Raw genomic sequence first — 15610 nt, forward strand, 5'->3', positions numbered from 1 at the left:
AGACTCGATGTCGCCCAAAACTAAGTATAAATTATAGTTGCTATTATTCAGCTTCTTCTACGAAACCGTCTTTTTCAGCAGCAGCAGCAACAACAACATCTTTGTTACGACCTTCTTTAACCGAGTCTGCAGCAGCATTTAGGTAAAGCTGTACCGCACGGATTGCATCGTCATTACCAGGAATGATGAAGTCAATGCCATCTGGGTTAGAGTTAGTATCAACTACAGCGTAAACTGGGATACCTAGGTTGTTTGCTTCTTTAACAGCAATGTGCTCGTGATCAGCATCGATTACGAATAGAGCGTCAGGAAGACCACCCATGTTCTTGATACCACCAAGAGACTTCTCTAGCTTCTCCATTTCGCGAGTACGCATTAGAGCTTCTTTCTTAGTGATTTTCTCGAAAGTACCGTCTTGAGCTTGCGCTTCGTATTCTTTCAGGCGTTTGATAGACTGACGAACTGTTTTGTAGTTCGTAAGCATGCCACCCAACCAACGGTTGTTCACGTAGTACTGGTTGCTGTTGATTGCAGCTTCTTTAACAGCTTCAGATGCAGCGCGCTTAGTACCAACAAAAAGAACTTTACCTTTCTTCTCACCGATTTTCGCTAGCTCAGCTAGTGCATCGTTGAACATAGGTACAGTTTTTTCTAGGTTGATGATATGAACTTTGTTACGAGCACCAAAGATGAATGGCTTCATTTTTGGGTTCCAGTAACGAGTTTGGTGACCGAAGTGAACACCAGCTTTAAGCATATCGCGCATTGATACAGTTGCCATTTTAAAATCCTCTATGGGGTTAGGCCTCCACACTTCCCATGAATCCGACTTGGTATGAATGATTACTCAAGCACCCCGGAACATGTGACGAAATGTGTGTGATTTAAATTAAAGTATGTTTAGGATCTCGAGCCAGTTCGCCACAAGGAAGAAACAGACTCTAGATTCTGGCGCGCTTTATACCATATTTCATGGTCTCAATACCAGAAAAATCACAACAAACGCACAAAATAAAACCACTTTTTCTCGACGAGATTTGCTTAGTCGGACTAGAGTTACCAAGACTATAATTCAAGAAACGAGTTTTATTCTTGTTGCGCTTAATCTTGTCGTTGTTAGAATAACGCGTCAAATTAGAGAGTAGAGAACACAAATGTCTATCAAAATCAAAACTGAAGCTGAAATCGAAAGAATGCGCATCGCAGGAAAACTTGCGGCCGAGCTTTTAGAACTGATCGAACCCCATGTTAAAGAGGGTGTGACCACCGAGGAGCTTGATAGAATTTGTGCTGAACACACTCGAGAAAATGGCGCTTACTCGGCACCACTCGACTATCACGGCTACCCTAAATCCATCTGTACCTCTATTAATCATATTGTTTGTCATGGCATCCCTGCCGACAAAGACACGATGGGAACAACAGGTAAAACCAAACCAGCCGTATTGAAAAGTGGCGATATCGTCAACGTCGATGTCACCGTCATCATTCCAAATGACGAGAATGCCTCCCTAGACACTCGCCCTGAAGGCTACCATGGTGATACATCGAAAATGTTTTTGATCGGCGATGTAGCACCAGCCGATAAGCGATTATGCATGGTCGCACAAGAAGCACTGTATCTCGGCATGAAAACCGTCAAACCAGGTTCGACCGTCGGTGCCATTGGTACTGAAATAGAGAAATACATAAAAACAAACAACAAGAATAACCCACGCGCTAAATTTTCTATTGTGAAAGATTTTTGTGGGCACGGTATCGGCTCCGAGTTTCATGAAGAGCCACAAGTGGTTCATTATAAAAATGCCGACCGTCGTGTTCTTAAAGAAGGGATGGTGTTTACCATCGAGCCAATGATCAACGCGGGGAAATTTGGTTGTAGCATTGATGCAGATGACGACTGGACGGTCTACACCGGCGATGGCAAAAATTCTGCGCAATGGGAACATACGATTGTTGTGACGAAAACAGGTTGTGAAGTCCTCACATTACGCAGTGAAGAAACGATTCCTCGCCACATGAACAACGTATAATCACTCGCTAAACACACTTTTTAAAAATATCCTCACAACGTGAGGATATTTTTTTATCCCCGCCATTTTGGTATAACCGTAGTTAGTCTTTTCTTTTGCTTGCACGGATTGCTTCTCTATGACTTTTCAAACGCCCACAACTCTAAGTGATGAACAGCTTACAGTGGTTGAACTCAAATCGCAGCTCGACACATTCTCTGATCATCAAAAGCATGAATTTTTGAACCACCACCCGATTACGGATCTCATCCTCGGTCGTTCAGACTACATTGACCAACTATTGAGCCGTCTTTGGAAACGGACTGGCTTAAACAATCAAACCAACCTCGCCTTAGTCGCGGTCGGTGGATATGGCCGAGGGGAGCTTCATCCCCTGTCGGATATTGATATTCTTTTTGTTTCTCGTCATAAGCTCACCCCCGCGTTAGAAACCATTGTCAGCGAATTCATTACGCTTTTATGGGATCTGCGCTTAGAGGTGGGACATGCGGTTCGAACAATCCAGGAGTGTGTCGATATCGGGCAATCTGACCTTACCGTTGCAACAAATTTGCAAGAGGCGCGGTATTTATGCGGCAGCGAAGATACCTTTACTCAACTTAAAAAGGTTGTCGACTCTGATGCATTTTGGACCTCTGAAGATTTTTATCGCGCAAAAATTGCTGAACAAAAAGCTCGCCATGCCAAATACCATGACACAACCTATAACCTCGAACCAGACATCAAGTCGACGCCAGGTGGACTGCGTGATATTCACACCCTCAGTTGGGTGGCTCGTCGACATTTTGGTGCCACCTCTCTGTATGAGATGAGTCGCTTTGGCTTTCTAACCGATGCGGAATATCGTGAGTTGGTTGAATGCCAGAATTTCTTGTGGCGGGTGCGTTTCGCTCTGCACATTGAATTAAGACGCTACGACAACCGACTCACGTTTGGTCATCAAGCACAAGTCGCCGATAGCCTTGGTTTTGTTGGTGAAGGTAATGTCGCTGTCGAAATGATGATGAAAGAATTTTACCGAACCTTACGTCGAGTGGCAGAGCTGAACAAAATGCTGCTTAAATTGTTCGATCAGGCCATCATAAACAAAGGACAGATCGTTACCGCCGAGATCTTGGATGATGACTTTCAACGCCGCGGTCAACTCATTGAAGCGAGAAAACCGGCGCTATTCCAGGCTCGTCCGGAAACGATATTGGACATGTTCATTCACATTGCCAACGATTCCAGTATTGAGGGGGTAAGCCCCGCGACACTAAGGCAGCTTCGCACCGCTCGACGCAGGCTCAATAAGTTTTTACATGAAATCCCAGCGGCACGCGATAAGTTTATGGATCTTGTCCGGCACCCCAACGCCTTGCATCGCGCTTTTCGACTCATGCATAAGCTCGGTGTTCTGGCAGCGTATCTGCCACAGTGGAGCCAAATCGTAGGTCAAATGCAGTTCGACCTATTTCACGTCTACACCGTAGACGAGCATAGCATTCGGTTACTGAATCATATTCACACCTTCAGTCAGGAAGAGAATCACTCCAAACACCCTATTTGTTGTGAAGTCTACCCTCGAATGCAAAAGAAAGAGTTGTTGATTCTCGCGGCCATTTTTCATGATATAGGCAAAGGCCGAGGGGGGGACCATTCTGAAATTGGCGCTGTGGAAGCGTATGATTTCTGTATTGAGCATGGTCTATCCAAACCAGAGGCTCAATTGGTCTCTTGGCTGGTTCAGAGCCACTTATTAATGTCAGTGACAGCGCAGCGCCGCGATATTTACGATCCCGACGTCATCATTGAATTCGCAAAAAAAGTGCATGACGAAGAACATCTTGAATACCTGGTTTGTTTAACGGTCGCCGATATCTGTGCGACTAACCCGGAGCTCTGGAATAGCTGGAAACGAACCCTACTTGCCGAGCTCTTCCATTCGACACAACGAGTCCTACGACGAGGCTTAGAAACCCCTGTCGACGTTAGAGACCGCATTCGCCACAATCAACAACTCGCATCTGCATTGTTACGCAAACAAGGCTTTTCTGCGCGAGAGATTGAAGTGCTGTGGCAACGCTTTAAAGCCGACTACTTCCTACGGCATACGCACAAACAGATTGCTTGGCATTGTGAGCATATACTCAAATCAGGTGATCCCAAAAAACCATTGGTATTGATGAGTAAAAAAGCCACGCGCGGCGGAACAGAAGTTTTTGTCTACAGCAAAGATCAACCCGCATTATTTGCCAACGTTGTTGCCGAACTCGATCGACGTAATTTCAACGTCCATGATGCACAAATAATGACGAGCAAAGATGGCTTTGTACTCGATACATTCATGGTACTCGATCAGCACAGTAAAAAAATTGATACTACCCGACATGCTGCGGTGATAAAACACCTGATGCGTGTATTGGAAAGCGGGAAACCAAGCACCATTAAAGCGCGCCGAGCACCTCGAAATCTGAAGCATTTTAATGTCAAAACAAAGGTGGATTTCCTACCGACAAAAAGCAAGAAACGCACCTTAATGGAGTTGGTCGCACTTGATGCGCCGGGTTTATTGGCCAAAGTCGGTGCAACCTTTGCCTTGTGTGATATAAGCCTTCACGCCGCAAAAATCACCACTATAGGGGAGCGAGCAGAAGATTTGTTTATCCTAACAAGCTCAACAGGTGGCCGTCTTTCAGAAGAAGAAGAGGAAATTCTCAAACAGAAGCTACATGACACCATCTCAGAACAATTAACCAGTTAACCCCATCAACTCGACGTAAATGGTTAGTAGTAAACTGTACGCCTAGCCATTTACGCCTTCAGTGAACAACGAATAAGCGATCTTCACCACATTTATTCTTAATCGCCCACGTTATCAACTATCTACCTTACAAATTGACTATCTACCTCACGAATAGACTGCTACATTTGTAGCAAGAACACACAATGAAAGAGGTAAACTATGTATCCAAACCTCACAAGTTTAGGCATTCATGATCCTAAACAAATTGAGCGTTACTCAATTCGACAAGAAGCGCACAAGGATGTGTTAAAAATCTATTTTCGTAAACAAAAAGGGGAATTGTTTGCGAAGAGTGTTAAGTTCAAATATCCGAGGCAAGTAAAAAACGTTCGGGTGAATAGCAGCAGTCAAGGCTACAAAGAAATCACAGAGATTAATCGAAACTTAACCTTGGTCATTGATGAATTAAACACCATCACCAAGCCCGTCGAGATTGGCGAAGTAGATGTTAAGCAAAAAATTCTATCCGACCTTCGTCACTTGGAAAAAGTCGTCTCCGGTAAAATTGCCGAGATTGAAGCGGATCTAGAGAAGCTTAAATAGCGTTCTTCTACAAAAAAATGCTCCCAGTTGGGAGCATTTTTATTTTTAAAGCATGTGGATGACTATCATCGACTAAGGCGTGTAATAAGTCGCGGCACCAGGACCAACTGGTAAGCCGAATACAAATACCCAAAGATAGAACAACACACTCCAACCCACTAAGAAGCACAGTGAATACGGCAACATTGTCGCGATCAAAGTACCAATTCCTAGGTTCTTCATATAACGCGTAGCAACAGCAAGAATAAGACCAAAGTAGCTCATCATTGGTGTAATGATGTTGGTAGTCGAATCACCAATACGGTATGCCGCTTGAATCGTCTCAGGTGCGTAGCCTACAAGCATTAACATTGGAACAAAAATCGGTGCTGTCACTGCCCACTGTGCAGACGCAGAACCAATCATAAGGTTAATGAAGCCACACATCAGGATGAACGCAAAAAACAGTGCAGGTCCAGTCAAGCCAATCGTTTGTAGAAAGTCTGCACCACCCACGGCGAATACTTGACCAAAGTTAGTCCACTTAAAGAAAGCAACAAACTGCGCAGCAAAGAAAACCAACACAATGTACATGCCCATTGAAGACATCGACTTCGACATGGCATTAATCACATCACGATCGTTATTCATCGTACCGGTCACTTTGCCGTAGACAAAACCAGGAATCGCGAAGAACACAAATATAAACGCAACAATACTCTTCAAGAAAGGTGAACCTGCCACTTCTCCGGTTGCAGAGCGAAGTACGCCATTTGCTGGAACAATCGTGGACGCAATCACCGCACTCACTAGTAGCACAGCAATACCGGCCATTTTTAGGCCTTTCTTTTCGACATCTGTCAGCTTGCCCATACGGTCATTTGACAGGTCTTCCGCCGCTTCTTCATCATTGTATTTACCAAGTTTTGGCTCAACAATTTTCTCAGTCACGAACGCACCAGTGATTGAGATAAAGAAGGTAGAGACAAACATAAAGTACCAGTTTGACTCAGGACCAACGGTATAAGTAGGGTCAATCATTTGCGCCGCTGTTTCAGTAATGCCTGAAAGCAGCGGATCAACCGTACCGATTAACAAGTTTGCAGAATACCCACCAGATACACCAGCAAAGGCGGCGGCAAGACCAGCGAGAGGGTGACGTCCTAAAGAGTGAAACAGCATGGCTGCTAACGGGATAAGAACGACGTAACCAAGCTCAGAAGCCGTATTAGAAATAATACCAGCGAAGACGACCGTAACCGTAACCATACGCTGAGAAGCACCCATAACGAGACCACGCATTGCTGCCGACAACATACCTGAGTGTTCAGCAATCGCCACACCAAGCATAGCAACAAGTACCGTACCTAATGGTGCAAAACCAGTAAAGTTGGTGACAAGGTTTGTCACTATCAGTTGCAAGCCTTCTGCGTTAAACAGGCTTACTACTTTAATCATGCCATCAGCGGCACGACCCGCCGCGCCTTCTGGGCGAGGATCCACAACCGCAACATCGAAGTAACCGGCAATACCGGACATCACTAAGATGGCGACACAGAATATAGCAAAGAGTGTAATTGGGTGGGGTAATAGGTTCCCCAAGTATTCAACGCCGTCTAAAAAACGGGTAAATATAGGCTTTTTCGGTTTGTTGTGTTTCATTGCAGCAGATGAACTCATCTGTCCCCTCCTTTTATTATATTGTCCTGGCGTGTGACATTCGTTAGCGTCAATTTCTAACAGTCATACAAAACGCTGCGGCAGAGTACGTTAGGATAGTTTCAAATTAAAGCCGAATGTGTTGCAAAATATTAATAAAGAGCGGTTTTTGAGCTATTTTTAGCTTAAATTACAACGTTTAATATTGACAAAGCCAATCAACAGCGCTAACACATCAATCAGGCGCATAGCAGGAGAGACAATACTTGTATTGTTTTCCGCTATTTGAAATGATCCCTATTATTTAACAATTAGATTGGTACCCATCATGGCCTTTACTATTGAGCCTATTGGAACGGTTATCTCCCCCTATAAAGAAAAGTTTGCGGTACCACGGCAACCTCGCCTAGTACCAGCGGCAACAGCAACCATTGAGCTATCAGGCTCAGCCAACTGTGCCGAAGCGATTAAGGGGATCGAGCAGTTTACTCATTTATGGATCGTGTTCTTATTCGACCAAAACATCGACGCGGGTTGGAAGCCGACAGTACGACCACCTCGCCTTGGTGGTAACGAACGAATGGGGGTTCTTGCGACGCGCTCAACTTTTCGGCCCAATAGCATTGGGATGTCAGCGGTTGAATTAAAAAGCGTGGAACAAAGAGGTGCGCAGACATTGATTCACCTAGGCAGTGTCGATCTCGTCGATGGCACACCAATTATTGATATCAAACCCTACATCCCCTATTCCGACTCTATTCCACATGCTCAAGGGGGATACGCTTCAGAGGAGCCTGAACTCATCGATGTTCAATTTACTCCAGACGTTGACTCTTTCCTGAGTCAGAACAAGGATGGGGATCATAAACGGCAAGTGATTTCACAAGTGCTCGCACAAGATCCAAGGCCCGCATACCGAAAAGGCAAAGCCGATCACAAAGAGTACGGAGTCAAACTGTATGACTGGAACGTCAAATTCAAAATAATGGACGAATCCGTATTGGTAACAACGATTGAACCTTTGTAGAACAGCAATACGCTGATATCATAGTCGGCTTAACTCGATTTGAGCTCAGGCTTGAATCTCTTATTATCATGATGAAACGGATACCATAGAATGCGTACCAGTAACTACCTTCTTTCCACTCTGAAAGAGACTCCAAACGACGCAGAAGTTATCAGCCACCAGCTGATGCTACGTGCAGGTATGATTCGTAAGCTAGCTTCAGGTCTATATACTTGGCTACCTACTGGTCTACGTGTGCTGCGTAAAGTCGAAAACATCGTTCGTCAAGAAATCGATAATGCCAATGCTGTCGAGATCTTAATGCCCGTTGTTCAGCCGTTTGAGCTGTGGGAAGAAACCGGTCGCTCTGAAACCATGGGCCCAGAACTACTTCGCTTTACTGACCGTCATGCTCGTCCGTTTGTTCTAAGCCCGACAGCAGAAGAAGTGGTCACTAGCCTTGTGCGTAACGAGATCAGTTCGTATAAACAGCTTCCTTTGAATCTGTATCAAATCCAAACCAAATTCCGTGACGAAAGACGCCCTCGTTTTGGTGTGATGCGTGCGCGTGAGTTCTCAATGATGGATGCTTACAGCTTTGATATCAACAAAGATGGCTTACAAAAGTCTTACGAGGCGATGCACGACGCTTACTGTAAAGCATTTGACCGTATGGGACTAAACTACCGTCCAGTTCTAGCGGATACAGGCGCAATTGGCGGCAAAAACTCTCACGAATTCCACGTACTAGCTGAAAGTGGTGAAGATCTTATCGCCTTTTCTTCTGAGTCCGATTACGCGGCAAATATCGAAAAAGCAGAAGCGCTTGCGCCAACGGCTGAGCTTGCCACGCCAACTCAAGAAATGACGCTGGTTGATACACCCAACGCAAAAACCATCGCTGAGCTGGTAGAGCAGCACGGACTCGCGATCGAGAAAACCGTTAAAACATTATTTGTTAAAGCGTCTGACGACATAGATGCGGACATCATTGCATTGATCATTCGTGGCGATCACGAACTCAACGAAATCAAAGCAGAAAACCTAACTCAAGTGGCATCACCACTGGAGATGGCAACGGAAGAAGAAATTCGTGCTCTTGTCGGCGCAGGTCCAGGTTCACTAGGCCCTGTAGGTCTAGAGCTACCATTCATTGTAGATCGCAGCGTTGCAGTAATGAGTGACTTTGGTGCGGGCGCAAACGTAGATGGTAAACACTACTTCGGTATTAACTGGGGTCGTGACGTTGAGCTTGCACAAGTTGAAGACCTACGTAACGTAGTAGAAGGTGACTTAAGCCCATGTGGTCAAGGTACACTGCAACTCAAACGTGGTATCGAAGTCGGCCATATCTTCCAACTAGGCACTAACTACTCAGAAAAAATGAACTGTAATGTGCTTGGTCCTGATGGTAAGAGTGTAACGCTAGAAATGGGATGTTACGGCATTGGTGTATCACGTGTTGTTGCCTCTGCCATCGAGCAAAACCATGATAAGTTCGGCATCATTTGGCCTGAAGCGCTAGCACCATTCCAGGTTGCGATTGTTCCGATGAACATGCACAAATCTGAGCGTGTCAAAGAAGCCGCTGAAAAGCTTTATGCAGAATTGACGGCGATGGGTATCGAAGTACTATTCGATGATCGTAAAGAACGTCCAGGTGTGATGTTTAAAGATATCGAACTGGTTGGCATTCCGCACACTGTAGTCATTGGCGATCGCAGCATGGACGAAGGCAACTTCGAATATAAGAACCGTCGCAACGGTGAAAAAGCGCCAATCGCTATCACTGACATCGTAGAGCACATCAAAGCACAGTTAGCTTAACGATTAACTAACTTCGCTATTGATATTAATACGATCCAGTTGAGTCTTAACGATCGAAAAGGCAGCCAATCGGCTGCCTTTTTCTTTACGTGGCCAATAAGGATCCCCAGTTCATTCGTCGATTCACCTAATATCCACTAAAAAAAGCGAACCCTCTTCATCTTCTGTTCAGCTTCACTCCTTTACCATCAGGACTATTCAACTGGCAACCGCGTTCAATGGCAATAACTCACCACTTGCCTACATGAGTTCCTCTACCACATTTTGGAGAATACGATGGATTTGAAATCACTACTTAATCAAGCACTCAAGTCAGATGTCGTTAGCAGCGCGACTCAAAAAGCCTCACAATCATCGTCTAACATCAGCTCAGCGCTCGGTGACAAAAAAACCCTAGGAGCCTTGGGTGCAGGCGCCGTAGGCGGTGGTTTATTAGGCATGTTAATGGGTTCGAAGAAAACAAAAAAAATGGGTAAAACCGCACTCGGCGTCGGCAGTGCTGCGGCACTTGGTGCGCTTGCATTCAAAATCTATAACGATTGGGATAAAAAGAACACACCAGACGCACAAGGTGCGACCATCGATGAATTTGCCAATACCAATCATGAAGAAATCGTTCTCAAAGCCATGATTGGGGCAGCAAAAGCTGACGGGCATATCGACGATGCTGAAATGAGTAAAATCGATCAAGCCCTTCAACAAATGCATGCCGACGCTCATGTTCAGGCATTGGTCCAAGCCGAAATCGCTAAACCGCTGGATCCGCATTATATTGCCCAGCTTTCACGCTCCCCTGAACAAGCAGCAGAAATTTACCTTGCAAGTCTACTCGTCGTGGATGAACAAAACTTTATGGAAAAAGCCTACCTGCAGGAATTAGCGAAACAACTGCAGCTTCCGTCAGAGCTCGTCGTCAAACTCGAAGAGCAGGTGTCTTAAGCTAACCAATCCGTTGATTCACAACGCTACTTTAAGCACCATACGACGTTAAACACCATGCTATTTAAGCTCTGAGGCGATTAGCCCTTTCCATGAAAAACACGCACAAAAAAGCCGCTGATAACACAGCGGCTTTTTTGTGCGTATCAATCAACGAATCACGACCCGTCAACCGTACTAAAAACTATTACTCTTCGTCTTCTTGCTCAGCGCTAGCTTGACGAGCGGCTGCTTTTACCGCTTTTAAGGCTTCTTTCGCGTGCTCTTTCGCTTCTTTCTCTTTACGAGCATCAGCTTTACGAACGTTGCGTTCCGCTTGGCTTGCAATAAAGCCTTGGAGCTCTTTCTCAGCCCATGCTTGTGCTAGCTCTTCGCTTTCAAAACCCATTTCACGCTTAGATACTACTGTTCTACGAGAGGTTACTTGGCGAGTAATTTCTGCAGACCAACCGTTGCGCTTTTCCGTAAGACGGATAGCAAATTTTTTATTTTCAGACATTTAGATGATTCCTAAGGGTTTTGTTAAGGGATGTTCCAACATAATTATCGTTACTTTGTCAGCCATCCCTAAGCCAGCGCGGTATTAGAACACAATTAGCTCAATTACGCTCCACTATTTTTCGTAACAGCGTCGGTTTTTTATCGTGTTAAATCATGAATAATTGCCATAAAACGACTGATAATAAAAAAGGTCGTCAGCACTCTTGCTGACGACCTTTCAATTTACTCTGTCGTTGACTATCGATTAACCGATATTCTTACGCGCGTTTTGGAACATACGCATCCAAGCACCGTTTTCGCCCCAAGTTTCTGGAGCCCAAGAGTTAGCAACCGTACGGAATACACGCTCTGGGTGAGGCATCATGATCGTGACACGACCATCCGTTGTCGTTAGACCGGTGATAGCGTTTGGCGAACCATTCGGGTTATTTGGGTATTGCTGCGTCGGGTTACCGTTGTTATCAACGTAACGTAGCGCCACTGTACCTGAATTTTCAATCGCGTTTAGGTGCTCGTTATCACGCACTTCTACGCGGCCTTCACCGTGAGAAACAGCGATAGGCATACGAGACCCTTCCATACCGTTGAAGAATACAGAATCAGACTTCTGAACTTCTACTAGGCTGAAACGAGCTTCAAAGCGCTCAGATTCGTTACGCACGAAACGAGGCCAGTATTCTGCGCCCGGAATCAATTCACGCAAGTTAGACAACATCTGACAACCGTTACACACGCCTAGAGAGAACGTATCTTCACGCTTGAAGAAGTTTTCAAACTGGTCACGCGTAGCGTCGTTAAACAGAACTGACTTAGCCCAACCTTCACCCGCACCTAGTACGTCACCGTAAGAGAAGCCACCACAAGCCACAAGGCCGTTGTACTCTTCTAGAACCGCTTGACCCGTTAGGATATCGCTCATGTGGATATCGGTGGCTTCAAAGCCTGCGCGGTCAAATGCCGCGGCCATTTCAACGTGAGAGTTAACACCTTGCTCACGCAAAATTGCCATCTTAGGTTTCGCACCTGTCGCAATATATGGCGCTGCGATATCTTCATTAACATCGTAGCTCAAGCTAACGTTTAGACCTGGGTCTGAGTTATCTTTCTTCGCTTCATGCTCTTGGTCTGCACACGCAGAGTTATCACGAAGTGATTGCATTTTATGCGTGGTCTCAGCCCAGATTGTGCGTAGTTCAGTACGGTTACGTTCAATCACTACCGATTCACCAGACTTAATCACGAGCACATCAGAGGCTTCAACAGAACCGATTACGTGTGAACACGTTTCTAGACCATTTGCAGCAAGCGTAGCAAGTACGGCGTCTAGGTCATCGTTACGAACTTGGATAACAGCACCCAACTCTTCGTTAAACAATGCGGCTAATGCGTCTTCACCTAATGTTTCAATATTAGCATTAACACCACAGTGACCTGCGAATGCCATTTCAGCTAGCGTTACGAATAAACCACCATCGCCTTTATCGTGGTAAGCGACAACTTGGTCGTTAGCAACTAGCGCCTGAACGCCTTCGTAGAAACCTTTTAGCTGCGCTGCGTTGTCTACGTCTGCTGGCTTATCACCAAGCTGCTTGTAAACCTGTGCAAGTGCTGTTGCACCCATACGGTTTTTGCCGTTACCTAGGTCGATAAGTACTAGGCTTGAATCACCTTTGTCGGTACGAAGCTGCGGCGTGATTGTCTTACGAACATCTTCAACACGGGCAAATGCAGTGATAACAAGAGACAGCGGAGACGTGACTTCTTTTTGCTCGCCATTATCTTCCCACTTGGTCTTCATCGACATTGAGTCTTTACCAACTGGAATCGTTAAGCCAAGTGCAGGACAAAGCTCTTCACCAACGGCTTTCACCGCTTCGTAAAGACCAGCATCTTCACCTGGGTGACCCGCTGGAGACATCCAGTTCGCTGACAGTTTAATGTGTTTGATATCGCCGATGTTCGTCGCTGCGATGTTAGTGATTGCTTCACCAACCGCTAGACGAGCCGATGCACCGAAGTCTAGTAGTGCCACTGGTGTGCGCTCACCAAGAGACATCGCCTCACCGTGGTAAGAGTCGTAACTAGCTGCAGTTACCGCGCAGTTAGCAACAGGAACCTGCCATGGGCCAACCATTTGGTCACGAGCAACAAGGCCAGTTACCGAGCGGTCACCGATGGTGATAAGGAATGTTTTCTCGGCAACGGTTGGCAAGCGAAGAACACGGTCAACCGCTTCATTCATTTCGATACCAGAACGGTCAATCGCTGGGTTATTTGCTTTTAGCGTTTTCGCATCACGGTGCATCTTAGGCGTTTTACCTAATAGGATGTCCATTGGCATATCAATTGGTGTGTTGTCGAAGTGTGAATCTTCAAGTTTAAGCTCACGCTCTTCCGTTGCTTTACCAACGACTGCGTATGGTGCACGCTCACGCTTACAAATGGCATCGAACGTTGCCATGTCTTTATCAGCAACCGCCATTACGTAACGCTCTTGAGATTCGTTACACCAGATCTCAAGTGGGCTCATGCCCGGCTCATCGTTTGGCACGTCACGTAGGTTGAAAATACCGCCACGCTCACCATCGTCTACCAGCTCAGGAAGTGCATTCGAGATACCGCCCGCGCCTACATCGTGAATAAATGCGATTGGGTTCGCATCACCAAGCTGCCAACAACGGTCAATAACTTCTTGGCAACGACGTTCCATCTCTGGGTTTTCACGTTGTACAGAAGCAAAGTCTAGATCTTCAGAAGAAGAACCAGAGTCCATTGAAGATGCCGCACCGCCACCAAGGCCGATGTTCATCGCTGGACCGCCAAGCACGATTAGGCTTGCACCGACTGGGATCTCTTTCTTTTGAACATGATCATCACGGATGTTACCTAGACCACCAGCAAGCATGATTGGCTTGTGGTAACCACGAACTTCTTCACCGTTATGAGAGTTAACTTTTTCTTCGTAAGTACGGAAGTAACCGAGTAGATTAGGACGACCAAATTCGTTGTTGAATGCCGCGCCACCTAGTGGGCCTTCTAGCATAATATCCAACGCTGTTACGATACGGCTTGGCTTACCAAAATCCGTTTCCCAAGGCTGAACGAAGTTCGGGATCTTAAGGTTAGATACAGAGAACGCCACTAAACCTGCTTTTGGCTTACCACCAATACCGGTTGCGCCTTCATCACGGATTTCACCGCCTGAACCTGTTGATGCACCTGGCCACGGAGAGATTGCCGTTGGGTGGTTGTGCGTTTCTACTTTCATCAAGATGTGAGTCTTTTCTTGATGATAGTTATATTGACGTGTTTTTGGATCAGGGAAGAAACGTCCAACGGTTGAACCACTCATGACAGCGGCGTTATCTTTATAAGCAGACAACACATGCTCTGGTGTTACTTCGAACGTGTTCTTAATCATCTTAAACAATGATTTTTCTTGCTTAACGCCATCGATAGTCCAATCAGCGTTAAAGATCTTGTGACGACAGTGCTCTGAGTTCGCTTGTGCAAACATCATAAGCTCGATGTCAGTCGGGTTACGACCTAGCTTTTCAGTGAAGCTTTCAAGAAGGTAATCAATTTCATCTTCTGCGAGTGCAAGACCCAGCGTGATGTTCGCTTCTTCGAGGGCTTTACGGCCACCGTTCAATAAGTCAACCTCAGCATAAGGAGCAGGCTCTGCTACCGTGAAGAGCGCCGACACTGAATCGAAGTCAGAAAAAACAACTTCCATCATGCGGTCATGAAGAATCGCTTTTAACTCAACTAATTGAAGCTTAGTTAGCTCAGTAGAAGACTCAACATAAAAAGCGGTACCACGCTCTAAGCGTGAGACTTTATTAAGACCACAGTTATGCGCAATGTCTGTCGATTTAGACGACCATGGCGAGATAGTACCCGGACGAGGCGTGACAAGTAACAATGTGCCCGTTGGTTCGTGCTCTTCGATTGTTGGTCCGTAAGTCAGTAGCTTTTCCAACTTTTCAATTTCAGACGCGTCTAGGTCTGACGTTAGATCGGCAAAGTGAGCAAACTCAGCATAAATACCCGTTACAGGTAGGCTTAGTTCACGACAAAGATCGACTAGCTTGTTAACACGAAACTCAGAAAGAGCTGGGGAGCCACGCAAAATTCTCATGTGCTTAGGTCTCTTATGCAATTGATTTGAGGTGATATTGGAATAAATTCAATTGGTTACATCATAAAAATGAACGTATGCCAATTTCTCCTACCCTGATTCGGGCGTATTATAGTGTATTTTTTTTTGTGACGTAACCACTAACGCAAACGTTTTCGTCATTTTTTTTCGAAAGACAAAAAACCGTCGTTCAATGT

At 45.6% G+C, this 15610-nt stretch carries 10 protein-coding genes; 6 read left to right on the top strand and 4 right to left on the bottom strand.

From position 1 onward, the window contains the following. Window positions 1-43: 43 nt before the first annotated feature. A complete protein-coding gene (gene rpsB / locus ACE1OE_RS15575; RefSeq protein WP_102469650.1) occupies window positions 44-781 on the bottom strand; it encodes a 30S ribosomal protein S2 in 738 nt (245 codons plus the stop codon). Between the two features lie 373 nt (window positions 782-1154). Between rpsB and map the strand changes: the two genes are divergently transcribed. The 3 genes from map to ACE1OE_RS15590 all read left to right on the top strand — a co-directional run bounded on the left by map (window position 1155) and on the right by ACE1OE_RS15590 (window position 5361). Further along, complete coding sequence (gene map, locus ACE1OE_RS15580; RefSeq protein ID WP_449211592.1) at window positions 1155-2033, top strand: type I methionyl aminopeptidase; 879 nt, start codon at window positions 1155-1157, stop codon at window positions 2031-2033. Window positions 2034-2151: 118 nt separating this feature from the next. Then, complete coding sequence (gene glnD / locus ACE1OE_RS15585; protein ID WP_449211593.1) at window positions 2152-4776, top strand: bifunctional uridylyltransferase/uridylyl-removing protein GlnD; 2625 nt, start codon at window positions 2152-2154, stop codon at window positions 4774-4776. A 201-nt stretch (window positions 4777-4977) separates the two neighbouring features. After that, window positions 4978-5361, top strand: a complete 384-nt coding sequence (locus tag ACE1OE_RS15590; RefSeq protein WP_372062828.1) for a DUF3461 family protein — start codon at window positions 4978-4980, stop codon at window positions 5359-5361. 72 nt (window positions 5362-5433) lie between these two features. On the opposite strand, the gene ACE1OE_RS15595 is transcribed toward ACE1OE_RS15590, so the two are convergent. Next, on the bottom strand, window positions 5434-7020 hold the full coding sequence (locus ACE1OE_RS15595; RefSeq protein ID WP_449211594.1) for an AbgT family transporter: 1587 nt from the start codon (window positions 7018-7020) through the stop codon (window positions 5434-5436). A 307-nt stretch (window positions 7021-7327) separates the two neighbouring features. On the opposite strand from ACE1OE_RS15595, the gene tsaA reads away from it, so the two are divergent. From tsaA to ACE1OE_RS15610, 3 genes are all read left to right on the top strand, one after another. Continuing rightward, window positions 7328-8026 (top strand): tRNA (N6-threonylcarbamoyladenosine(37)-N6)-methyltransferase TrmO, encoded by a 699-nt coding sequence (gene tsaA / locus ACE1OE_RS15600; RefSeq protein ID WP_102469645.1) that lies wholly within the window; start codon window positions 7328-7330, stop codon window positions 8024-8026. A gap of 90 nt (window positions 8027-8116) precedes the next feature. After that, complete coding sequence (locus ACE1OE_RS15605; protein ID WP_102469644.1) at window positions 8117-9832, top strand: proline--tRNA ligase; 1716 nt, start codon at window positions 8117-8119, stop codon at window positions 9830-9832. Between the two features lie 276 nt (window positions 9833-10108). Next, window positions 10109-10771, top strand: a complete 663-nt coding sequence (locus ACE1OE_RS15610; protein WP_102469643.1) for a tellurite resistance TerB family protein — start codon at window positions 10109-10111, stop codon at window positions 10769-10771. Window positions 10772-10958: 187 nt separating this feature from the next. On the opposite strand, the gene ACE1OE_RS15615 is transcribed toward ACE1OE_RS15610, so the two are convergent. Continuing rightward, window positions 10959-11270: a DUF3622 domain-containing protein gene (locus ACE1OE_RS15615; protein ID WP_102469642.1), complete on the bottom strand. Its 312-nt coding sequence runs from the start codon at window positions 11268-11270 to the stop codon at window positions 10959-10961. A gap of 246 nt (window positions 11271-11516) precedes the next feature. Then, on the bottom strand, window positions 11517-15413 hold the full coding sequence (gene purL, locus ACE1OE_RS15620) for a phosphoribosylformylglycinamidine synthase (RefSeq protein ID WP_449211595.1): 3897 nt from the start codon (window positions 15411-15413) through the stop codon (window positions 11517-11519). Between the last annotated feature and the right edge of the window lie 197 nt (window positions 15414-15610).

It is taken from the genome of Vibrio sp. E150_011, assembly GCF_053544015.1.

What these genes read in the sequence shown, in the direction of transcription:
- glnD (WP_449211593.1), top strand. Translation starts at nt 2,152, where the DNA reads ATGACTTTTCAAACGCCCACAACTCTAAGTGATGAACAGCTTACAGTG.
- purL (WP_449211595.1), bottom strand. Translation starts at nt 15,413, where the DNA reads ATGAGAATTTTGCGTGGCTCCCCAGCTCTTTCTGAGTTTCGTGTTAAC.
- rpsB (WP_102469650.1), bottom strand. Translation starts at nt 781, where the DNA reads ATGGCAACTGTATCAATGCGCGATATGCTTAAAGCTGGTGTTCACTTC.
- ACE1OE_RS15595 (WP_449211594.1), bottom strand. Translation starts at nt 7,020, where the DNA reads ATGAGTTCATCTGCTGCAATGAAACACAACAAACCGAAAAAGCCTATA.
- ACE1OE_RS15610 (WP_102469643.1), top strand. Translation starts at nt 10,109, where the DNA reads ATGGATTTGAAATCACTACTTAATCAAGCACTCAAGTCAGATGTCGTT.
- ACE1OE_RS15615 (WP_102469642.1), bottom strand. Translation starts at nt 11,270, where the DNA reads ATGTCTGAAAATAAAAAATTTGCTATCCGTCTTACGGAAAAGCGCAAC.
- map (WP_449211592.1), top strand. Translation starts at nt 1,155, where the DNA reads ATGTCTATCAAAATCAAAACTGAAGCTGAAATCGAAAGAATGCGCATC.
- ACE1OE_RS15590 (WP_372062828.1), top strand. Translation starts at nt 4,978, where the DNA reads ATGTATCCAAACCTCACAAGTTTAGGCATTCATGATCCTAAACAAATT.
- tsaA (WP_102469645.1), top strand. Translation starts at nt 7,328, where the DNA reads ATGGCCTTTACTATTGAGCCTATTGGAACGGTTATCTCCCCCTATAAA.
- ACE1OE_RS15605 (WP_102469644.1), top strand. Translation starts at nt 8,117, where the DNA reads ATGCGTACCAGTAACTACCTTCTTTCCACTCTGAAAGAGACTCCAAAC.